General features: G+C 34.7%; 18 protein-coding genes. 17 read left to right on the forward strand and 1 reads right to left on the reverse strand.

What is annotated here, in order from left to right:
* Positions 1–8: 8 nt before the first annotated feature.
* The 3 genes from BSF42_RS20785 (at position 9) to BSF42_RS20795 (ending at position 2,620) form a co-directional block, all read left to right on the forward strand.
* Entirely contained in the window at positions 9–1,019 is a 1,011-nt protein-coding gene (locus BSF42_RS20785) for a dipeptide epimerase (protein WP_095955040.1), read from the forward strand.
* Positions 1,020–1,021: 2 nt separating this feature from the next.
* Complete coding sequence (locus tag BSF42_RS20790; protein ID WP_095955015.1) at positions 1,022–2,050, forward strand: aminotransferase class I/II-fold pyridoxal phosphate-dependent enzyme; 1,029 nt, start codon at positions 1,022–1,024, stop codon at positions 2,048–2,050.
* 111 nt (positions 2,051–2,161) lie between these two features.
* Positions 2,162–2,620, forward strand: a complete 459-nt coding sequence (locus BSF42_RS20795; protein ID WP_095955016.1) for a DUF1456 family protein — start codon at positions 2,162–2,164, stop codon at positions 2,618–2,620.
* A gap of 939 nt (positions 2,621–3,559) precedes the next feature.
* On the opposite strand, the gene sucC is transcribed toward BSF42_RS20795, so the two are convergent.
* Positions 3,560–4,753 carry an ADP-forming succinate--CoA ligase subunit beta gene (gene sucC, locus BSF42_RS20800; RefSeq protein WP_095955041.1) on the reverse strand — a complete coding sequence of 398 codons (1,194 nt, stop codon included), beginning with the start codon at positions 4,751–4,753 and terminating at the stop codon, positions 3,560–3,562.
* Positions 4,754–5,169: 416 nt separating this feature from the next.
* Between sucC and gltB the strand changes: the two genes are divergently transcribed.
* The 14 genes from gltB (at position 5,170) to BSF42_RS20870 (ending at position 21,731) form a co-directional block, all read left to right on the forward strand.
* A complete protein-coding gene (gene gltB, locus BSF42_RS20805; protein ID WP_095955017.1) occupies positions 5,170–9,687 on the forward strand; it encodes a glutamate synthase large subunit in 4,518 nt (1,505 codons plus the stop codon).
* 110 nt (positions 9,688–9,797) lie between these two features.
* A complete protein-coding gene (locus tag BSF42_RS20810) occupies positions 9,798–11,252 on the forward strand; it encodes a glutamate synthase subunit beta (protein WP_095955018.1) in 1,455 nt (484 codons plus the stop codon).
* A gap of 163 nt (positions 11,253–11,415) precedes the next feature.
* Complete coding sequence (gene lysA, locus BSF42_RS20815) at positions 11,416–12,708, forward strand: diaminopimelate decarboxylase (RefSeq protein WP_256385393.1); 1,293 nt, start codon at positions 11,416–11,418, stop codon at positions 12,706–12,708.
* Positions 12,709–13,198: 490 nt separating this feature from the next.
* On the forward strand, positions 13,199–14,365 hold the full coding sequence (locus BSF42_RS20820) for a glycosyltransferase family 4 protein (protein ID WP_095955020.1): 1,167 nt from the start codon (positions 13,199–13,201) through the stop codon (positions 14,363–14,365).
* A gap of 21 nt (positions 14,366–14,386) precedes the next feature.
* Positions 14,387–14,836 (forward strand): hypothetical protein, encoded by a 450-nt coding sequence (locus BSF42_RS20825; protein ID WP_095955021.1) that lies wholly within the window; start codon positions 14,387–14,389, stop codon positions 14,834–14,836.
* Positions 14,837–14,933: 97 nt separating this feature from the next.
* Complete coding sequence (locus BSF42_RS20830) at positions 14,934–15,296, forward strand: hypothetical protein (protein ID WP_095955022.1); 363 nt, start codon at positions 14,934–14,936, stop codon at positions 15,294–15,296.
* Positions 15,297–15,547: 251 nt separating this feature from the next.
* Positions 15,548–16,708 (forward strand): DUF1624 domain-containing protein, encoded by a 1,161-nt coding sequence (locus BSF42_RS20835; RefSeq protein ID WP_095955023.1) that lies wholly within the window; start codon positions 15,548–15,550, stop codon positions 16,706–16,708.
* A gap of 125 nt (positions 16,709–16,833) precedes the next feature.
* Positions 16,834–17,391 carry a hypothetical protein gene (locus BSF42_RS20840; RefSeq protein WP_095955024.1) on the forward strand — a complete coding sequence of 186 codons (558 nt, stop codon included), beginning with the start codon at positions 16,834–16,836 and terminating at the stop codon, positions 17,389–17,391.
* Between the two features lie 37 nt (positions 17,392–17,428).
* The gene (locus BSF42_RS20845) at positions 17,429–17,917 is read left to right on the forward strand and encodes a YegJ family protein (protein WP_095955025.1); all 489 of its coding nucleotides are present in this window, start codon (positions 17,429–17,431) and stop codon (positions 17,915–17,917) included.
* 12 nt (positions 17,918–17,929) lie between these two features.
* Positions 17,930–18,637, forward strand: a complete 708-nt coding sequence (locus BSF42_RS20850; RefSeq protein ID WP_095955042.1) for a M949_RS01915 family surface polysaccharide biosynthesis protein — start codon at positions 17,930–17,932, stop codon at positions 18,635–18,637.
* Positions 18,638–19,036: 399 nt separating this feature from the next.
* Entirely contained in the window at positions 19,037–20,224 is a 1,188-nt protein-coding gene (locus BSF42_RS20855) for a hypothetical protein (protein ID WP_095955026.1), read from the forward strand.
* Between the two features lie 146 nt (positions 20,225–20,370).
* The gene (locus tag BSF42_RS20860) at positions 20,371–20,697 is read left to right on the forward strand and encodes a helix-turn-helix transcriptional regulator (protein WP_095955027.1); all 327 of its coding nucleotides are present in this window, start codon (positions 20,371–20,373) and stop codon (positions 20,695–20,697) included.
* Positions 20,687–21,187, forward strand: a complete 501-nt coding sequence (locus BSF42_RS20865) for an SRPBCC domain-containing protein (protein ID WP_095955028.1) — start codon at positions 20,687–20,689, stop codon at positions 21,185–21,187. Before BSF42_RS20860 ends, BSF42_RS20865 begins: the two co-directional genes overlap by 11 nt.
* Positions 21,188–21,233: 46 nt before the next feature.
* Positions 21,234–21,731 carry an SRPBCC domain-containing protein gene (locus BSF42_RS20870; RefSeq protein WP_095955029.1) on the forward strand — a complete coding sequence of 166 codons (498 nt, stop codon included), beginning with the start codon at positions 21,234–21,236 and terminating at the stop codon, positions 21,729–21,731.
* Positions 21,732–21,818: the final 87 nt, after the last annotated feature.

Below are 21,818 nucleotides of genomic sequence, written 5' to 3' on the forward strand. Positions count from 1 at the left end.
CTATAAAAATGAAACTGATTTTAAGAGAATACAACCTAAAATTAAAACACACTTTCACGATTTCCAGAGAATCTATTGATTTTCAACCTTCTTTAATTGTAGAATTACAAAGTGATGGTTTTTCTGGTTTTGGAGAAGCCACTTCAAACCCTTATTACAATACAACGGTTCCGATGATGATGCAGGATTTAGAAAAAATCAGAAGTATTATCGAAAGTACCGAAAACGAAACTCCTGAAGTATTTTGGGCAAAAATTCATCCGTATTTAAAAGACGATATGTTTGCTTTGTGCGCTTTAGATTTGGCTTATACTGATTTGTATGCCCGAAAAAAAGGCAAAAAGTTGTACGAATTATGGAACTACACAACCGAAAGAAATCCGATGACCGATTATACAATTGGAATTGCTTCTATCGATAAAATGGTTTCTAAAATGCAGGAACTTCCTTGGCCGATTTATAAAATAAAATTGGGAACTAAAGAAGATATCGAAATTGTAAAAGAACTTAGAAAACATACCAATGCTATTTTTAGAATAGATGCCAACTGCGGCTGGGGAGTTGAAGAAACAATTAATAATGCTGTCGAATTAAAAAAACTGGGCGTTGAATTCTTAGAACAACCCATGAAAGCTGATAATTGGGATGCGCATAAAGAAGTTTTCAAACATTCTGTTCTTCCTGTAATTGCAGATGAAAGCTGTATTATTGAAGAAGATGTAGCAAAATGTTTCAACCATTTTCATGGCGTAAATGTCAAATTGGTTAAATGCGGCGGTCTGACTCCTGGAAAACGCATGATCGAAGAAGCTAAAAAATTGGGATTAAAAACCATGGTAGGCTGCATGACAGAATCTACTGTTGGAATTTCTGCTATTGCACATTTATTGCCGCAATTGGATTATGTGGATATGGATGGCGCGCTCCTTTTGGCAGAAGATATTGCTACAGGAGTTACCATAAAAGACGGCGTTGTAAGCTATTCTGATCTTAACGGAACTGGAGTTACACTTTTATAAAAATGATAGTCGAAAAATTTCCCGATCGAATTATTGAAATTGACCAAGAACTGTATTTGTATTTTGGCGGCACCGCCTATTTAGGTTTGCCTACAAACAAAGACTTTCAAGATTTAGTCGTGAAAAACATTCTGAATTGGGGAACTACTTACGGAAGTTCGAGAACAGCAAATGTTAAGTTAAGCGCGTATGATTATGGTGAGAAGTTTTTAGCCTCTCATATTGGTTCAGAAAACGCTGTTACGGTTTCTTCGGGAATGCTGGCCGGAAAACTCGTTATAGATTTAATGAAAAAGCAGACCGATTGCTTTTTTCATTTTAATGATATACACGCCGCGATCAGAATAGAAAACAGTCTTCCCTTGTTTGAAAATGGAAAATTGAACAATCGCCTATTCGATTCCAATTCGGAAAAAATTACAATTCTAACGGATGGAGTTCCTTCTTTCGAAACAAAACCTGTCGATTTTTCTTTTCTAGAACAAATTCCAAGTCATAAAGAAATTACAATACTTGTAGACGAATCGCATTCTTTTGGAATTACTGGTAAAAATGGTTCAGGAATTTATTCTTCAATTCAATTTCCAATTAAAAGAAAAGTAATGGTTTCTTCTTTGGGAAAAGCCTTTGGTTTAACGGGCGGCGTTATTGCCAGCGATTCTGAATTTATTACTCAAATAAAAGAATTAGAAGTTTTTACAAGTGCCGCCGGAATGAATCCAGCATTTGTGCAGACACTTTCAGATGCTTCAGAAATTTACAGTAAACAGCATAAAAAATTACTGGAAAATTTAAATTACATCGATTCAATTTTAAGCCAAAACAGGAATATCAAATTTGACAAAAATTATCCTTTAATTTATTTATTATCAAAAGATTTGGTAGAAAAATTAAAAATTGAAAAAATCATAATTGCCAGTTTTAAATATACGAAAGATGCGGAACCACTCAATCGTATTGTAGTTACTGCCAATCATCTTAAAGAAGATTTAGATAAACTTGTAGATATTTTAAATTCGTGTAATTACTAAACCTTAAAACATTTATTAGCTTATTCAAGTAAGCGCAAATTCGTAAATTCGCGGCAAAAAAAATAAATCGGCTAATTACTTTTAAAACGTACCTTTGTAAAAAATTAAATAATGACGAATAACGATATACTTAAAAAACTTCGCGTGGCTTTGATGCTCCGTGATGACCAAATAGTTGAAATTTTAGAATTAGTAGATTTTAGAATTACAAAATCTGAATTGGGCGCTTTTTTTAGAGCCGAAGATCATCCAAATTATATGGAATGCGGCGATCAGGTTTTGCGTAATTTCTTAAACGGATTGGTTATTCATTTAAGAGGAACAAAAGAAAACCCTAAAAATCCAACTGACGTGTTAGCAAAACACAAAGCGGAAATTCCTAACAAAGAAACTTCTAAAGACCGACCTGAGTTTAAAGCTGCTCCAAAAGATTCTGAAAGAGCAAGAGGCGATCAAAAACCTTCAAAATCTGGAACGGCTGCTAAAAAACCTTTCAAGAAAAAACCTGCAACACCTAAAATTCAGGTGGTAGAAAAAGTGGTTTATAAAAACGGTAAGAATAAAAAGTAATTTTAACCGCAAAGCACACAAGGAATTACACAAAGTTCGCAAAGTTTATTTGATAAAGCTTTGCGAACTTTGCGTTTTAAAAGAATTGTTGTTACAATCCAATTTTCAAATACAGCCCGCGGTTGAAACCGCGGGGACACAATGCATATTAAAATCCGTATATCAACATCTGTAAATCACGGAACTTTCCCATGGTTGAAACCACGGGCTATATTCGCAAAGAAAAGTTTATTGGTAGAGACGCGCAGCAGTGCGTCTAGGCAAAGTTTTTCCCCAATATGGATTTACGCGACTTTAGACGCACTGCGGTGCGTCTCTACGATATACTTTGTCTTTATTAATAATCTTAATTTTTTCTCGCAGGATTTATTGTAGAGCCGCACAGCGGTGCGTTTACGCAAAGTATTTCCCCAATATGGATTCACGCGACGTTAGACGCACTGCTGTGCGTCTCTACGATATACTTTGTCTTTATATAATAATCGTATTTTTTTTCTCGTTCCAAAATACAGATTCACGTGGCGTTAGACGCACTGCTGTGCGTCTCTACGACATACTTTGTCTTTATTAATAATCTTAATTTTTTTCTCGTTCAGAAATACAGATTCACGCGGCGTTAGACGCACTGCTGTGCGTCTCTACGACATACTTTGTCTTTATTAATAATCTTAATTTTTTTCTCGCAGGATTTATTGTAGAGCCGCACAGCGGTGCGTCTACGCAAAGTTTTTCCCCAATATGGATTCACGCGACGTTAGACGCACTGCTGTGCATCTACGCAAAGTTTTTCCCAAATATGGATTCACACGATGTTAGACGCACTACAGTGCGTCTCTACTGAAAAACATTATCAAGAGGGATTTTTTTTTTTAAATATGAAAACAAAAAAAATCCCTCCGAATATCGAAGGGATTCTATATAATTGAATTTCTTATTTGATTAAGAAAGTGCAGCTTTAACTTGGTCAGCAGCTTCTTGGAATTGAACAGCTGATAAGATTGGCATACCAGAGTTATCAATTAATTCTTTTGCAATTTCAGCATTTGTTCCTTGCAAACGAACGATAATTGGCACATTGATAGCATCTCCCATGTTTTTGTAAGCGTCAACAACACCTTGAGCAACACGGTCACAACGAACGATTCCTCCGAAGATGTTAATCAAAATAGCTTTTACGTTTGGATCTTTCAAGATAATTCTGAAAGCTGTTTCAACACGTTTTGCGTCAGCAGTTCCTCCTACGTCAAGGAAGTTAGCAGGCTCAAAACCAGCATATTTAATTAAATCCATAGTTGCCATTGCAAGACCAGCTCCGTTTACCATACATCCTACAGTACCGTCAAGATCTACATAGTTTAGACCAACTTCTTTAGCTTCAACTTCGATAGGATTCTCCTCACGGATATCTCTCATTTCAGCATATTTAGGTTGTCTGTATAAAGCGTTATCGTCGATATTTACTTTAGCATCAACAGCTAAGATTTTGTTATCAGAAGTTTTTAAAACTGGGTTGATTTCAAACATAGAAGCATCAGAACCAATGTAAGCATTGTATAATGCATCGATGAATTTCACCATTTCTTTGAAAGCATTTCCAGAAAGACCTAAGTTGAAAGCAACTCTTCTAGCTTGGAAACCTTGTAATCCAACAGATGGATCAATTTCTTCAGTAAAGATTAAGTGCGGCGTATGCTCAGCAACTTCTTCAATATCCATTCCACCTTCAGTAGAATACATAATCATGTTGCGTCCTGTACCTCTATTCAATAAAACAGAAACATAAAATTCAGAAGTTTCGCTTTCACCTGGATAGTAAACATCTTCTGCAACTAATATTTTGTTTACTTTTTTACCTTCAGGCGGAGTCTGAGGCGTGATCAATTGCATTCCGATGATTTGTTCTGCAATTTCTTCAACTTGCTGTAAGTTTTTTGCCAGCTTAACTCCTCCACCTTTTCCACGACCACCTGCGTGAATTTGTGCTTTTATTACGTGCCATCCTGTACCAGTTTCGGCAGTTAATTGTTTTGCAGCAGCTACAGCTTCAACCGGATTGTTAGCTATAATTCCGCGTTGTACGCGTACTCCGTAACTCGCTAAAATTTCTTTTCCTTGATATTCGTGTATGTTCATAATATAGAATTTGTCTGGTTCTGAATTTATTTCAGAATAAAAGTGCGACAAAAGTAACAAAATACAACTTAATAGTAAAATCTTTTTCAATTAAATAAATGTTACCTATAGGTATTAAACGTTGATTCTTTTGCAAAGCAAACAAATCGTTAACGAAAGACTTTGTTAATGTTAACACAAAACCGCTAAAACGTTTGATATTTAACAAAAACTTCACTGAATTCAAGACATAAGCGGCGATTTTTCTTAATATATTTTATTCTCAATTATGATTTTGATAATTCGCAATCGTTTATATAATAATATTATCATTTAAGAACCGTTTTTCTAATATTACAACAAAAATGAAAGCGAATACATAATTTCAATACATTATGTTTAACGAAATCTTTATTTTTGTAGAAAAAATATCAAGAATGAGAGTTAAAGAACAAGGGCTTTATCTGCCTGAATTTGAACACGACAATTGTGGTGCAGGATTTATTTGTAATTTGAATGGTATTAAGTCAAATGATATTATTCACAAAGCATTAGACATCTTAATTAAATTGGAACATCGTGGTGCAGTTAGTTCTGATGGACGAACTGGTGACGGGGCCGGAATTTTATTCGACATCCCTCATGATTTTTTTAAGAAAGTTTGTGACTTTGAAATCCCAGAAACGCGTGAGTATGCAGTAGGAATGGTTTTTTTACCAAAAAGCAAAAACCAGGTTTCGTTTTGTATTAATGCATTTGAAGCAACTATCAAAGACCAAAACTTAAAAGTTTTAGGTTGGAGAGATGTACCAGTTGACGTTGAAAATTTAGGGCAAATCGCCGCAGAAAAAGAACCAACAGTTAAACAAGTTTTCGTATCTAAAAACGGACAAAATTTAACTGAACAAGAATTTAATGCAAAACTTTTTGCAGCTAGAAAAATTGCAGAACATGCCGTAAGAGGTTCTAAGACTTCTGAAAGCCATATGTTTTATTTTACTAGTTTATCGACAACTACTATAATATATAAAGGTCTATTGATGCCGGAAGACATCAGCCGTTATTATATAGATTTAAAAGATCCAGACTTGGTGACGCGTTTAGCGCTTGTTCACCAGCGTTTCTCTACAAATACATTCCCATCTTGGGATTTAGCGCAGCCGTTTAGATACATGTGTCATAATGGTGAAATCAACACACTTCGTGGAAACGTAAGCCGTATGCGTGCTCGTGAAGAGCTTATGCAGAGTGCTGTTTTTGGCGATGATATTAAAAAATTATTCCCAATTATCTTAGAAGGAAAATCAGATTCTGCTTCTATGGATATGGTGGTTGAACTTTTATTAATGACTGGACGTTCTCTTCCAGAGGCAATGATGATGGTTGTTCCTGAAGCTTGGGAAAAACACCAGACAATGTCTCCGGAGAAAAAAGCATTCTACGAGTTTAACGCTTGTATTATGGAACCTTGGGATGGTCCAGCTTCCATTCCGTTTACAGATGGAAACGTAATTGGTGCTTTACTAGACAGAAACGGATTGCGTCCTTCTCGTTACACCTTAACAAAAAGTGGTTTCGTAATCATGTCATCAGAAATTGGTGTATTAGATATCGATCCAGAAGACGTAATTCAGCACGGTCGTTTAGAGCCAGGGAAAATGTTCTTGGTTGATATGAACGAAGGTCGTATTATCGAAGATGAAGAAGTTAAAAAAGCGATAGTTACAAAACGTCCTTATAAAGAATGGCTGGATGCTAACTTATTACCATTAGCTAATATTCCATATACAAATAATCCTACTCCAGTTGAGAAATTAGATTTCTTAACGAGACAAAAATTATTTGGTTACACGATTGAAGATTTAAAAACAATTATCAATCCAATGGGAGGTCAAGGAGCTGAAGCAATTAGTTCTATGGGTAACGATACGCCTTTGGCAGTATTGTCAGACCAGCCACAATTGTTGTACAACTATTTCAAGCAGTTGTTTGCTCAGGTTACCAATCCGCCTTTGGATGGTATTCGTGAAGAAATCATTACTGATATCAGTTTAGCAATTGGAGGGGATTTCAATATTTTTGAAATTGAATCTAAACAATGTAAAAAACTAAAAATCCAAAATCCAGTTATTTCTAACGAGGATTTAGATAAAATCAGAAACATTGATCACGCAGATTTCAAATCGGCTACTATTTCTACTTTATACAAAATAGAAAAAGGAGTTAACGGTTTAGAGCGCGCGCTTGAGAAATGTGTTCAGGCAACTTTCAAAGCGGTTTCTGAAGGATGCAATATCATTATTTTATCAGATAGAGGTGTTAGCGAAGAATTTGCTCCAATCCCTATGCTATTGGCTTGTTCTTACATTCACCACTCTTTGAATATTTTACAGGTTCGTTCTAAATTCGGAATCATTATTGAATCTGCAGAGCCTCGTGAACCGCATCATTTTGCGTTATTGTTCGGATACGGCGCAAGTGCGATCAATCCATACATGGTAAATGAAATTATTCACGATCAGGTAAACCAAGGATTCATTAAAGGTGTAAAAGCTGATTATGCGATTGTAAATTACAACAAAGCGATTGCGAAAGGAATCGTTAAAATCATGAACAAAATTGGTATCTCTACTCTACATTCGTATAGAGCTGCTCAGATTTTCGAGATTTTAGGTTTAAACAAAACATTTACTTCTAAATATTTCCCTTACACACCTTCTAGAATTGAAGGAATTGGTTTAATGGAAGTGGAGAAAGAGGTTAAAAAACGTTTCCAAAAAGCATTCCCAAATTCAAAAATCGCAAACTTGCTTTCTCTTGAAATTGGAGGTATTTACAGATGGAGACGTGGTGGTGAAAAACACATGTTTAACCCAACCACTATTTCTAAATTACAACAAGCGGTTCGTTTAAACAGCCCTGAAAGTTATAAAGAATACTCTAATGCCGTTAATGAGCAAAGCTCAAACTTAATGACAATTAGAGGTTTATTTGAATTCAACAACTTAGATCCAATTTCTATTGATGAAGTAGAGCCTTGGACAGAAATTGTGAAGAAATTCAAAACGGGTGCGATGTCTTATGGATCTATCAGTAGAGAAGCACACGAGAATCTTGCGATTGCAATGAACAGAATTGGTGGAAAAAGTAACTCTGGAGAAGGTGGAGAAGATCCGAAACGTTTCCAGAAAGAAATTAACGGAGATTCTAGAAACAGTGCCATCAAACAAGTTGCATCAGGACGTTTTGGTGTTTCGATCAACTATTTGACAAACGCTAAAGAAATTCAGATTAAAATGGCTCAGGGAGCGAAACCTGGTGAAGGTGGACAATTACCTGGAGAAAAAGTAGTGCCGTGGATTGCTGAAACTAGAAACTCTACACCTTATGTAGGTTTGATTTCGCCTCCGCCTCACCACGATATATATTCTATTGAGGATTTATCTCAGTTGATTTACGACTTGAAAAATGCAAACCGTGAAGCACGTGTAAACGTAAAATTAGTATCTGAAGTTGGAGTTGGAACCATCGCTGCCGGTGTTGCCAAAGCAAAAGCCGACGTTATCTTAATTTCAGGTTATGACGGAGGAACGGGTGCTGCTCCATTAACTTCATTACAACACACAGGTATTCCGTGGGAACTTGGTTTAGCTGAAGCACAGCAGACTTTGATCTTAAATGATTTAAGAAGCCGTGTGGTTTTAGAGTGTGACGGACAGTTAAAAACAGGCCGTGATGTAGCAATTGCTGCATTATTAGGAGCAGAAGAATTTGGTTTTGCAACTGCACCGCTTGTAGCTTCTGGATGTATCATGATGAGAGCTTGTCACTTAAATACTTGTCCAGTTGGTATCGCAACTCAGGATCCTGAATTGAGAAAAAATTTCAAAGGAACTCCAGAGCACGTAATCAACTTCATGTATTTTATTGCTGAGGAATTAAGAGAAATCATGGCGCAATTAGGTTTCAGAACCTTAAAAGAAATGGTAGGTCAGTCACAAAAATTAAATGTGAATAAAGCGATCAAACATTACAAAGCCAATGGTTTAGATTTATCATCAATTCTATACAAACCGGAAAAAGCGAAAACGGTTCCGAATCACAATACAACAGAGCAGGATCACCAACTTGAAAATGTATTGGATTTTGCGATCATCAAAGAAGCAATTCCGTCTATTTATAGAAAAGAAAAAACAAGAGTTACATTTAAAATTAAAAATACAGACCGTTCTGTAGGTGCTATTTTGAGTAATGAAATCTCAAAAATATATGGCGCACAAGGATTACCTGATGACACTATTTTAGTTGATTTTGAAGGTTCTGCTGGACAAAGTTTTGGTGCTTTTGCAACAAATGGATTGTCGTTTAAAATTCACGGAAACTGTAATGATTATTTAGGAAAAGGACTGTCTGGAGGAAAATTGATTATCAAAGTCCCTCCTACTGCAACCTTTAAACCTGAAGAAAACATCATTATTGGAAACGTTGCCCTTTACGGAGCTATTACCGGAGAGGCTTATATTAATGGTATGGCCGGAGAGCGTTTTTGTGTGAGAAATTCTGGAGCAACAGCCGTTGTTGAAGGAATTGGAGATCACGGATGCGAATACATGACCGGTGGTACAGTGGTAGTTTTAGGAAAAACAGGAAGAAACTTCGCAGCTGGTATGAGCGGTGGTGTAGCTTATGTTTACGATCCAAATAAAAAATTCGATTCGACTGTATGTAACATGGAAATGGTTGCATTCGATCCAATGGAAGAAGAGGACTTTACAAAACTAAGACGATTGATCAAAAATCATTCCCTGTACACTAGCAGTCCATTAGCAAAAAGAATTTTAGCAGACTGGGAAAATGAGCAGAAACATTTCGTAAAAGTAATGCCGACTGATTACAAAAAAGCATTACAACGAATTGCAGAAGAGAAAAAAATAGAAGAATTAATAGCTGGATAAAAATCAATTTCAAAAAATAAAATTCCAAATTCCAATGGCAAGATCAATGCCTATAGTAATAAAAATTGGAATTTGGAATTTAAAGAAATTGGAATTTAATTTAAAATGTCATGGGTAAAATAGGCGGATTTAAAGAATATAATAGAGCCGACGAAAGTAATTTAGCAGTAGCAGAACGCGTTTCTAACTATAACGAATTTACTATTCCGTTAGCAGAAGATAAGAAAAAAGAACAAGGTTCAAGATGTATGGATTGTGGTATTCCTTTTTGCCACAGCGGTTGTCCGTTAGGGAATTTAATTCCAGATTTTAACGACATGGTGCATCAGGAAGAATGGCAGAGTGCATTAGAGATTTTACAATCGACTAATAACTTTCCAGAATTTACAGGTCGCTTATGCCCTGCTCCATGCGAAAAAGCATGTGTATTAGGAATCATTCAAGATCCTGTTGCGATCGAAAACATCGAGAAAAACATCGTTGAAAGAGGTTTTGCTGAAGGATGGATTAAACCACAAACTCCAAAAACCAGAACTGGAAAAACAGTTGCTGTTATTGGTTCTGGACCTGCAGGTTTAGCGGCAGCACAACAATTAAACAGAGCAGGTCACACTGTTACTGTTTTTGAAAGAGATAATGCAATTGGAGGTTTATTACGTTACGGAATCCCTAATTTCAAATTAGAAAAAGAAATTATCGACAGACGTGTAATTATCCTTGAAGCAGAGGGAATCACTTTCAAAACGAATGTAAATGTTGGTGTTAACTTCAGCGTAGAAGAATTAAACGCATTTGATTCTATCGTTTTATGTGGAGGAGCAACGGAAAGAAGAAGCTTGCCAACTAAAGGAATCGAAAGTAAAGGTGTTGTTCAGGCAATGGATTTCTTAACACAGCAGACTAAAGTTTTATTTGGAGAATCTATCCCAGATCAAGTAAAAGCTACTGGAAAAGATGTCATCGTTATTGGCGGCGGAGACACAGGTTCTGACTGTGTTGGAACATCAAACAGACACGGAGCTAAATCGGTAACTAACTTTGAAATTTTACCAAAACCTCCAGTAGGAAGAAGCGAGTCAACTCCTTGGCCTTTCTGGCCGTTGCAGTTAAAAACATCTTCTTCTCACGAAGAAGGCTGTAACAGAAACTGGTTAATCAACACTAAAGAATTTATTTCTAATGATAAAGGTGAATTAACTGGATTAAAAACAGTTGAAGTACAATGGAAAATGACTCCTGGTCAGCGTCCTGAATTAATCGAAAAAGAAGGTTCTGAAAAAATCTGGCCTTGCGATTTAGCTTTACTAGCTTTAGGATTTACAGGTCCAGAGAAAACATTGAGCGAGCAATTAGGAATCGAAACTGACGCAAGAAGCAATTATAAAGCCCACAATTATCAGACAAATGTTCCACATATTTTCACTGCTGGTGATATGAGAAGAGGACAATCTCTGATTGTTTGGGCAATTTCTGAAGGCCGTGAAGCCGCAAGAGAAGTAGATTTATTCTTAATGGGTTCTACTAATCTTCCAACTAAAGGAAGAGGAGATTTGCCTAGTTTATAATCTTTCAAGGCTCACAGGTTCATAGTAACAAAGGGACAAAGCTTAGAATGAGCAAAGTAAAAACTTTGTTACTCTGAGCCTTTGTCCCTTTGAATCTTAAAAAAGATTTACAAAAATCTTTTTTAATCGACTTTTTGTTTAAAAATAAACATTTTGTTATAATTTGTTATTTTTCTACAAAAAATTTGTCGTTACTCAAAAGTGTAATAACTTTGCCCAAAATGATTTAAAAATGCAAGCAAAAGATTTACTGCAGTTAGCAGACCAATTTGGAAGTCCATTATATGTTTATGATGCCGAAAAAATCCAATCTCAGTACAATAGGTTAACTAAAGCTTTCTCTAAGGTAGAAAACTTGAGAGTTAATTACGCCATGAAGGCATTGTCAAACGTTGCGATTCTTCAGTTATTAAAGAACATGGGGTCTGGTTTAGATACTGTATCAATTCAAGAAGTTTTATTGGGACTTCATGCTGGCTATGATCCTGACAAAATTTTCTTTACACCAAACGGAGTTTCTCTAGAAGAAATCGAAGAAGTTGCCGCAATGGGTGTACAAATCAATATTGATAACTTATCTATTCTGGAGCAATTCGGAACAAAATATCCACAAATTCCAGTATGTATTCGTATCAACCCACACGTAATGGCGGGTGGAAATGCCAATATTTCTGTTGGACATATCGACAGTAAATTCGGAATCTCTGTTCACCAAATACCGCATATTTTGCGAATTGTAGAGAATACAAAAATGAGCATCGTGGGAATTCACATGCACACAGGATCTGATATTTTAGATATCGAAGTATTCTTGTATGCTGCTGAAATCTTGTTCGATACGGCTAAACATTTTAAAGATTTAGAATTCTTAGATTTCGGAAGTGGATTTAAAGTTCCTTACAAAAAAGACGATATCGAAACAGATATTGAAGAATTAGGTAAAAAGTTATCAAAAAGATTCAATGCTTTCTGTACAGAATACGGCAGAGATTTAACGCTGATTTTCGAACCAGGAAAATTCTTGGTGAGCGAAGCAGGTTTCTTCTTAGCAAAAGTAAACGTAGTAAAACAAACAACTTCAACAGTTTTCGCTGGAGTTGACAGTGGTTTCAACCATTTAATCCGTCCAATGTTTTACGGTTCACAACATTATATCGAAAACATCTCTAACCCAAAAGGAAAAGAGCGTTTTTACTCTGTTGTAGGATACATTTGCGAGACAGATACTTTTGCGAACAACCGTAGAATTTCAGAAATTACAGAAGGTGATATTTTGGCTTTCAGAAATGCTGGTGCATACTGCTTCTCAATGTCATCTAACTATAATTCAAGATACAAACCAGCCGAAGTTTTATGGAAAGACGGAAAAGGGATTCTAATTCGCGCTCACGAAACTTTCGAAGATTTACTTAAAAATCAAATTCCGTTGCCACAAGAAATTGCTGCAACAGTTTAAAAATAAAAAAAAAGAGAATATCTAGTTAATCCCGTTTCTTAATTGAGGCGGGATTTTTTTATTTTAGATTTTAGTCCCGAAGCCTCGGGATAGATTTTAGATTAATGTGTTTGTCAGGCTGATCGAAGTTGAAGCTTTAGGATAGATTTTAGATTAATGCCTTTCTCAGGTTGAGCAAAGTCGAAGCCCACGAAAAGTAACCACAAAGTCTTGATAATATATCGACTTTATTTAAGCGCCAAACTCGACAGGTTTTTAAAACCTGTCAGGTTTCCTAAACGACTACAATTGGAATTTAGAATATAAAAAATTGAAAATTCTATTTTATGGCATCTCCCTCCGGGCTGTCCCGCCAGCTATCTGTATTGGGCTATATCTTTTGCTTCGCTTCACTCCACAAAAGAATACCAACGCTATCCCTGATGCAAAATTTGTTTTCATTAGAAAATAATTTTTATCTTGTACTTTTTTTTACCACCAACCCCCAAAAATGAAAGAAAAAAAAATCGTCGGATTTTTAACTGCTACAGATCCTACTGATAAAAGAAGCTGGTCAGGTATTCATTATAGAATGTATAAATCTCTATTAAATGAATTTGACGAAGTATATCTATTTGGCCCAATACCAAAAAGTAAAGCTTTAAAAAAAACACTTCAAATACTTGAGAAAATTCACTTAAAGTTATTTTCTAAAAAATATAATGTTTTTCACAACATCATCTTAAGTAAATTTTATGCTTATAAAATTAATGCACAACTTAAAAAGAAAAAAATAGATATTTTATTTGCGCCGGCAGCCTCAACTGAAATTGCTTTTTTAAAAACTGGTGCACCCATCTGCTATTTGTCTGACACCTCTTTCGGTCAGATAAATGGATATTATGAAAGCTTTTCTGGATTATCTCCTTTATCCGTTAAGGAATCAAATTTAATTGAGAAGAAAGCAATAAAGAATTCTACAACGCAGGTCTACTCATCAAATTGGGCAGCAGATTACGTAATAAACAATTACAAAGCTAATAGCAAAAACATCTACACTGTTAGTTTTGGAGCCAATATAGATTCGATACCTGCAGAAAAAACTATAAAAAAAGATTTTACTGGCACCGTAAATTTCCTTTTTTTGGGAGTTGACTGGAAAAGAAAAGGTGGAGACATTGTTTTAGAAGCCTTTACTATTTTAATAAATAAAGGATACGCTGTTACATTGACGATTTGTGGCTGCACTCCACCAGATCAGATAACAAATCCGAAAATAAATATTATTCCATTCCTAAATAAAAATAATGCTGAAGAATATAATGAGTTTTTAAAAATATTATCTCAAACACATCTTTTATTTGTTCCAACTCGCGCAGATTGTACTCCCATTGTATTTTGCGAAGCAAATGCATTTGGAATTCCAGTAATTACAACAAATACAGGAGGTGTTAGTTCGATAATCGAAAATCATATAAATGGTTTTGCTTTGCCATTTGAATCAAAACCAATTGAATACGCTGATCAAATTGAAACTCTTTTAAATGATCGAACAAAGCTTAAAGAATTATCACTGCAGTCAAGACAGAAATTTGACAAAGAATTAAATTGGAATTCCTGGGGTCAAAAAATGAGAGAGATACTTTTGTTAACCATAGATCAAAAAAAACTATTTTAGAAAATCAAATCAAAAAAAACAATGAAAATCACGATTCCCGTGTCAGCATTATTTCTACTACTTAGCACCAATCTATTCAGCCAGACAATTGCTGATCTAAAACTAAAACCAAAAGAAATTCCAAAAACCTATACTTTAAGCGACGGTAATATTTGCATTACGCCTCAGGCCTGCAGTTTTTATAATGATATTGAAACCTACAGCAACATTGTTGGAACTATAAAAAGTAAAGCAATTCAAAGTTTTAAAAGCAAAACAGATCGTGGTTCTATTATGTATTTTGAATTTGAACATACCTTTAAAGGCGACAGATTTCTGCAAGGATTGCTGTGGGGGAAAAACGGCCAGCCAACAGATGAACATCCAGAAGAATATTTGGCAAAAGGAAAATTTCTAATCATTTGGAGTTTTCGTCCAGAAAGTGCTTTAAAGGAAAAATCTGAGTCTAAAATTGAGGCACTTTTGGAATAAAAATAAAGTCTGAATTGGAAATATTTTGACTTCACTTAGAATTCATCTTTTAATATTATCTTCGTATTGAAAAATCTTCATCATAAATAATACAAAAATGAAACCGCAGATACGAATCCTACTCTACTCAATCCTATTCTTTTTATATCTTACTTCAACATCCGTTTTTCTTTCGTTAGGACAAGTATTGAAGACAGATCCCTATATTACTTTAGGTTGCGGTTTTGCTGTTTTTAATCTTATTTATGCTTTCCTAGCTTTAAAATGGAAACCAGTTTTAAATATAATATTTGCTATTGCAATTGCAGCTTTGTCATTATTTCTAGCTTTGCAATTTACTAATTTACATCTTCTTATAAATTACGATCCGTATCAGGTTAAAACTGCCATATTTGCCAATGCTTTTTTTTCCATTATTTTTTGGGAAATTGTGTATCAGGTGAAGATCAGAAAATCATAAAAATCAATATCAATTGCCTACAGCTTTAGCTGGAGGTTAATAAAAGGCTTTAATATTAAGGCTTTAGCCAAAAAGCGCATTTCTTTTGGCTAAAGCCTTTTTCCTTTTAGCAACAAATACCTCCAGTTAAAACTGGAGGCAAATCATTTTATATTTCATAAAAAATCCAATAAATTAATTTTATCAAAAAATGGTTAAATACTTAAAAGATAATTTATTAGATTTACCTTAAGTATTTAAAAATCAAACTCATGAAACGACAGCCATCAATAGATATTGTTCGCGGCATTGTAATGGTTATTATGGCTCTCGATCATGTTTGGGATTTGATGCACGTCGATTCGATTACGCAGAGTCCGACTGATTTGGCTTCTACTTCACCTTTGTTGTTTTTTACACGCTGGATTACGCATTTGTGTGCGCCTATTTTTGTTTTCTTGGCGGGAACTTCAATTTATCTTTCACTTCAAAACAAAAACGATTTTACCAAAACCAGACAGCTTTTATTAAAAAGAGGACTTTGGTTAATCTTACTCGAATTTACAATAGTCAATTTTGGATTGTTTTTCGATATTGGTTTTCACACACTTTTATTTGAAGTAATAGCCGCGATAGGTTTTGGGTTTGTTATTTTAAGTTTACTGCTAAAGGTTCGTTCCAAGATATTAGGTATAATTGGACTGGTAATTATCTTTTTCCATAATCTTTTACCGCTTATTCCGTTCGCAGAAAATTCAGTTTTAAAAACGATTTTAACGCCATTATTTGGCCCAGTTGTATTTCCGTTTGCTGGAAAAGCATTTATTATGGGCTACCCGCCTATTCCGTGGCTAGGAATTATGCTCGTTGGCTTTGCCACAGGCAAATTCTTCGAACTCGCAGAAACACAAAGAAAAAAACTATTTCTGAAAATTGGTTTGAGCGCTTTGGCTTTGTTTATCGTATTTCGGATTATAAATATTTATGGCGATCCCGCTTTGTGGACTGCGCAAAAAGATTTGGTTTTTACGTTTTTATCTTTTATGAATGTAACGAAATATCCGCCATCGCTCCTATTCTGTTTAGTGACTTTAGGAATTCTGTTTTTACTGCTCGCCTTTGCGGAACAATTTCATAATACGGTTAAAAAAGTTACCTTGGTTTACGGAAAAGTGCCTTTGTTTTATTTTGTCGTTCACTTTTATGTCATTCATATTCTAACGCTTTTTATGCTTTTCGCACAAGGCTTCAATTGGCAGCAATTGGAATTTGCTGCAGGAACTTTTGGCAGACCTAAAGGCGTTGAAAGCGGTCTGCCTCTTTGGTCAATTTATTGTATCTGGATTTTGGTTGTGGCACTGCTATATAAACCTTGTCAATGGTTCGGGAAATATAAAGCTGAAAAGCAGTATTGGTGGCTGAAGTATATTTAATTTTTCTAAAATGGCTAGAAGGAATATTGTAATTCTAGTTATATAGAATGTATAAAAAACAGCCGAATTTCGTACGTATTTTTTTATATTAGCATCTTGAATTTTTCCAAGCCAAAATACTAACTATGAAAATTAGAATTCTAATCCTTTTATCTTTAATTGCGATTTCTTGTAAAAAAGAAAAACAAACCATAATTGAAACACCAAAAAAACAAGAAAAAGATACGTTAGAAATTGCTTTAAAAACAACATCTGAAACTCCAAAAACAGATACAATCGTACTTTCTTCCAAGCATAAAACGAACAAAATTTTATGTGATTTGGATGGAGACGGAAAAAACGAAACCGTAGAAATAGTAAGAAGTACAAAAAGCGATAAAAGCGGTTTGAAAATAACTTTCGGAAACGGAAAAAGAACTGATTTTCTTGGTCTGGGAAATACTGTTTTAGCACAAGGTTTTGATGAAATTGACTGGGCCGGAATATTTGAAAAAGCTCCAAAAGGTGAAATGTACTGGAATAATGTAAATGACGACGGCGAAATAATGGCTGAAGAAGAAGTAAAAGAAGAAGACAAAATTAAACTCCCAAATGACGGAATATTTATTCATGCCGAAGAAAGCTGCGGCGGCGGTATTATTTATATAAAAAAAGGAAAATACGAATGGATTCAGCAGGAATAAAATTATACGGAATCTAACTTTTAAACTATTTTAAATTATGAAAATAAAATTTCTGGTATTACTAAGCATCCTTTTTCTTGCAGGCTGTAAAGAATCAAATAAAATTGAAAGAGAAAACGAACCAACAATTTATGGTGTTGAAAGCGAAAATGAAGAAATGAATGCGGCAATACTAAAAGCAAATGAGACATTGAATGATTTTAACGCTGGATTATCGAATCCGAATGCTGACAGTCAGGCTTTAAAGATTAAGTTTTCAAATGCTAAAGGCATCGAACATATGTGGATTGGAGATATTGTATTTAAAGACGGTAAATATTCTGGTATTTTAAATAACGAACCCGAATATGTTACAGAATTCAAAGCAGGTGACAAAATAGATATTGATCCGTCTAAAATAAGCGATTGGATGTATCTAGAAAATGGTAAATTATTTGGCGGCTACGCGATAAAGGTTTTGCGAAACAGAATGACCAATGAAGAGAAAAAACAATTTGATGAGGAAAGCGGTATGCAAATCGATTAATTTAAAATAATGATGAAAAATATTCTATTCTTTTTTTTATTTATAATTCTTTTTTCAAGTTGTAAAGAAGATAAAAAACAAGAAACTCAAGTTATTTCAAATACGGAATCAAACAAAGAAGAACAGTTCGTTTTAAACGTACAAAAAATCGATTCTACCCAATTTCCAAGCGTGATTAAATACGAAGGTTTTGTAAAAAATGCTGTTCGCTGGAAAGATAAACTTGGTGATAATATTGTTATTACTACTGAAACAGGCTATCATATTAACAAAAAGTTTGAGCATGAAACTGATGGATCAGATGCTGAATTGTTTGCGTATCATTTTATAGTTTCTGGAAATGAGGTAAAACAAACTTGGAAAGTTTACGATTTTATTGCCGATTGTCCGGTTGATATTGTGGCCTCGTTTGTAAAAAACTCTTTTCAAATTACTGATTTAAATAATAACGGAATTGCCGAAACGTGGCTGATGTATAAAACAACCTGTCACGGTGATGTGAGCCCTTGTGACATGAAAATTATTATGTACGAAGACCAGCAGAAATATGCGATACGCGGCGAAAGCAAAGTTCAGGTTGGAGTTTTAGATAATGGTGAAAAACAATTTATAGGCGGTGAATATAAACTGGATGAGAACTTTAAAAAAGGTCCAAAAGTCTTTAAAGAGTTTGCCGAAAAATTATGGAAAGATAATTTGATTGAAACTTGGGAAGATTAAGTATTCTTCCTTTAAAGCAAATTACGCACAAAAAATCATGCTGAAAATTTAAATCTTTATTTTTCAGCCAGTTTGTGTCATTTCGTCGAAAGGAGAAATCGCACACGGGGGGTTCCACAAAGATTTGTTATTTCACTTTGCATCCGTTCCTCGCAATTACAAACTTCACCTTCTCCAGTGTAGTTAACTTTATTTATTATGAAAAACTAAAGATCTAATCTAGCCCCGATAGAGCCGATATCCTCGCATCCCGATGACTATCGGGATGCGAGATAAAGGCGAAAGCGGGACTAAAGGTTCTTATGAAAAATTGATTTCTGCTCCTTAAAATAAATCCAAAAAAAAGGCATAGTTGTTGAAAGTTAAAAAAGATATATTTACACCTTCAAAAGAGATACTATGCAAAAAACTACTTTACTATTTTTTATATTCTTTTTGGTTCTTTCTTCGTGCGGGGTAAAAACGACTCAGGCGTTAATAAGCGACGGAAATTATGACGGTGCTATTGATCGCGCTGTAGAGGCTTTGAGGACAAATAAGGATGCAAAAGGAAAACAAGATTATGTGTATTTGCTCGAAGAGGCTTTTGCAAAAGCGAAAGACCGTGACCTCCGTAATCTGGAAATGCTTTCTAAAGATAACAATCCGGCAAATGCCGAGCGAATCTACAATACGTATTTACAACTCAATAACCGTCAGGAAAAAATTAGTCCGATTTTGCCTTTGAAATTAATAAAGCAAGGCAGAAATGCGAATTTTCCGTTTGATAATTATTCCAATGAAATTGTAAACAGCAAAAATGCACTTTCAAAATATTTGTACGAGAACGCTTCTAACCTTTTGAAATCGAACAACAAAATGGATTTTAGAAAGGCGTATGATGATTTTGCTTATTTGGAAAGTATAAATCCAGGGTATAAGAACACCAAGAAATTAATGGATGATGCACTTTTTAAAGGAACTGATTTTGTGGATGTGTATGCAAAAAATGAAACCAATATGGTGATTCCGAAAATGCTTCAGGATGATTTGCTGGATTTTAAAACGTACGGACTTAATGATAAATGGACGGTTTACCATATCGCAAGACAAAAAAATGTAACGTACGATTATAGTTTGATTATTAATTTTAGACAAATTGCAATCTCGCCAGAACAGATTAAAGAAAAAGAATTTGTGAAGGAAAGACAAATTAAAGACGGTGTAAAAACACTTCTGGACAGTCGCGGAAGACCTGTAAAAGATAGTTTGGGCAAAGAGATTAAAGTGGATAATTATAAAATACTTCGCGCAAGTGTTTATGAATTCAGACAATTTAAATCTTGTTTGGTAACTGCTAAAGTTGATTATGTAGATTTGAAATCAAATCAGCTGGTGCAGACTTTTCCTATTAGCAGCGAATATGTTTTTGAGAATATTTATTCGAAATATAAAGGAGACCGAAATGCCTGCGACGATAATTATCAAAGCTATTTTTCTAAGCGTGCTGTTCCTTTTCCTAATAACGAACAAATGGTTTTTGATACGGGTGAAGACTTAAAAGCAAAACTTAAAGATATTATTGTCAGAAATAAATTTAGACGATAACACCTAAAAACGATATAAAAGGGCGCATTAAATATGCGTCTTTTTTTGTTTACGATATTTCAATTAAAAAAAATCACTTTTTTACGTTACGCAACCAAAAAGCTGCTTATATTCGCAACTAATTAGTTGCGTAATTCTATTTTAAAATGAAACGAGATATTTTTCAGGCCATTGCCGATCCTACCCGCAGAGCAATTTTAGTTTTGATTTCTTCAACTGCGTTGACACCAAATGCAATTGCAGAACAGTTTCAAACTACAAGACAAGCCGTTTCTAAACACATTAAAATACTGAATGAATGTGATTTGCTGGAAGAAAAAAAATTAGGCAGAGAAATTTATTATCAGCTCAAAATAGATAAAATGAAAGAAATAGATCATTGGCTGGAGCAATTTAAAAAGATTTGGGAACAGCGTTTTGACCAATTGGATCAAGTATTAATGAATTTAAAATCTAAAGAAAATGAAATCTGATCTTTTAATGAATTTTTCTGTAGACAAGGAAAATAAAACAGTAAATGTAAAACGCGAATTTAAGGCGTCATTGTCAAACGTTTGGTCTGCCTGGACAGAAGCTTCCATTCTGGATTTGTGGTGGGCGCCGGCTCCGTTTAAATCCAAAACAAAGTTTATGGAATTTAGAGAGGGCGGAAAAAGATTGTATGCGATGGTGAGTCCTGAGGGAGATGAACGCTGGGCTGTATTTGAATATAATTCAATTTCTCCTAAAACAAATTTTAAACATTCGTCTACTTTCTGTGATTCAGAAGGGCTTCCAAATTCTGCTTTAGGCAGTTCTTATTGGGACATTACTTTCTCTGAAGAGGGAGATTCTACAATTGTTGCTATTGCGATTAAGCGCGACAGTTTAGAAGAATTAGAAAAAATAATTGAAATGGGTTTCAAAGAAGGCTTTACAATTGCGATGGAAGGTTTAGATAAAATTCTGGAAACAAATAAATAAAATTATTCTAAGAAATAACTATTAATAAATTTAAAATCTAAAGAAAATGAAATCGAATCTATTAATGAATTTTACTGTAAACAAGGAAAATAATACTGTAAATGTAAAACGCGAGTTTAGTGCTTCTCTAGCAAACGTTTGGTCTGCTTGGACAGAAGCAGCAATTTTGGATCAATGGTGGGCGCCGGCACCATGGAAATCAAAAACAAAAAGTATGGATTTTAAAGAAGGCGGACGCAGATTGTATGCAATGCTTGGCCCAGAAGGTGAAGAACATTGGGCAATCGCCGATTTTACTTCGATAAGTCCGAAAACCAATTTTAAATATCTGGATGCTTTTTCAGACAGTGAAGGAAATTTAAATACCGAATTTCCGCGTTCGGATTGGGATGTAACTTTTTCGAAGCAAGGCAGTTCTACATTTGTTGATATTGTAATCAAGCACGAAAAACTATCTGATTTGGAAGCGATAATTCAAATGGGCTTTAAAGAAGGATTTACCATTGCAATGGAAGGTTTAGATGCGATTTTTGCAGAGCAATAAATAATCTTAAATTACTAATAAAGCTGGGGTAAAAAAGGGGATTTGATGTATTAAATTCGTATTTTCGTTTTTATACTTTTACCTGCT

Origin of the sequence: Flavobacterium sp. ACN6 (assembly GCF_002304005.1) — a bacterium.
In the GTDB taxonomy this organism is placed as follows: Bacteria; Bacteroidota; Bacteroidia; order Flavobacteriales; family Flavobacteriaceae; genus Flavobacterium.

What these genes read in the sequence shown, in the direction of transcription:
- BSF42_RS20785 (WP_095955040.1), top strand. Translation starts at nt 9, where the DNA reads ATGAAACTGATTTTAAGAGAATACAACCTAAAATTAAAACACACTTTC.
- BSF42_RS20790 (WP_095955015.1), top strand. Translation starts at nt 1,022, where the DNA reads ATGATAGTCGAAAAATTTCCCGATCGAATTATTGAAATTGACCAAGAA.
- BSF42_RS20795 (WP_095955016.1), top strand. Translation starts at nt 2,162, where the DNA reads ATGACGAATAACGATATACTTAAAAAACTTCGCGTGGCTTTGATGCTC.
- sucC (WP_095955041.1), bottom strand. Translation starts at nt 4,753, where the DNA reads ATGAACATACACGAATATCAAGGAAAAGAAATTTTAGCGAGTTACGGA.
- gltB (WP_095955017.1), top strand. Translation starts at nt 5,170, where the DNA reads ATGAGAGTTAAAGAACAAGGGCTTTATCTGCCTGAATTTGAACACGAC.
- BSF42_RS20810 (WP_095955018.1), top strand. Translation starts at nt 9,798, where the DNA reads ATGGGTAAAATAGGCGGATTTAAAGAATATAATAGAGCCGACGAAAGT.
- BSF42_RS20820 (WP_095955020.1), top strand. Translation starts at nt 13,199, where the DNA reads ATGAAAGAAAAAAAAATCGTCGGATTTTTAACTGCTACAGATCCTACT.
- BSF42_RS20825 (WP_095955021.1), top strand. Translation starts at nt 14,387, where the DNA reads ATGAAAATCACGATTCCCGTGTCAGCATTATTTCTACTACTTAGCACC.
- BSF42_RS20830 (WP_095955022.1), top strand. Translation starts at nt 14,934, where the DNA reads ATGAAACCGCAGATACGAATCCTACTCTACTCAATCCTATTCTTTTTA.
- BSF42_RS20835 (WP_095955023.1), top strand. Translation starts at nt 15,548, where the DNA reads ATGAAACGACAGCCATCAATAGATATTGTTCGCGGCATTGTAATGGTT.
- BSF42_RS20840 (WP_095955024.1), top strand. Translation starts at nt 16,834, where the DNA reads ATGAAAATTAGAATTCTAATCCTTTTATCTTTAATTGCGATTTCTTGT.
- BSF42_RS20845 (WP_095955025.1), top strand. Translation starts at nt 17,429, where the DNA reads ATGAAAATAAAATTTCTGGTATTACTAAGCATCCTTTTTCTTGCAGGC.
- BSF42_RS20850 (WP_095955042.1), top strand. Translation starts at nt 17,930, where the DNA reads ATGAAAAATATTCTATTCTTTTTTTTATTTATAATTCTTTTTTCAAGT.
- BSF42_RS20855 (WP_095955026.1), top strand. Translation starts at nt 19,037, where the DNA reads ATGCAAAAAACTACTTTACTATTTTTTATATTCTTTTTGGTTCTTTCT.
- BSF42_RS20860 (WP_095955027.1), top strand. Translation starts at nt 20,371, where the DNA reads ATGAAACGAGATATTTTTCAGGCCATTGCCGATCCTACCCGCAGAGCA.
- BSF42_RS20865 (WP_095955028.1), top strand. Translation starts at nt 20,687, where the DNA reads ATGAAATCTGATCTTTTAATGAATTTTTCTGTAGACAAGGAAAATAAA.
- BSF42_RS20870 (WP_095955029.1), top strand. Translation starts at nt 21,234, where the DNA reads ATGAAATCGAATCTATTAATGAATTTTACTGTAAACAAGGAAAATAAT.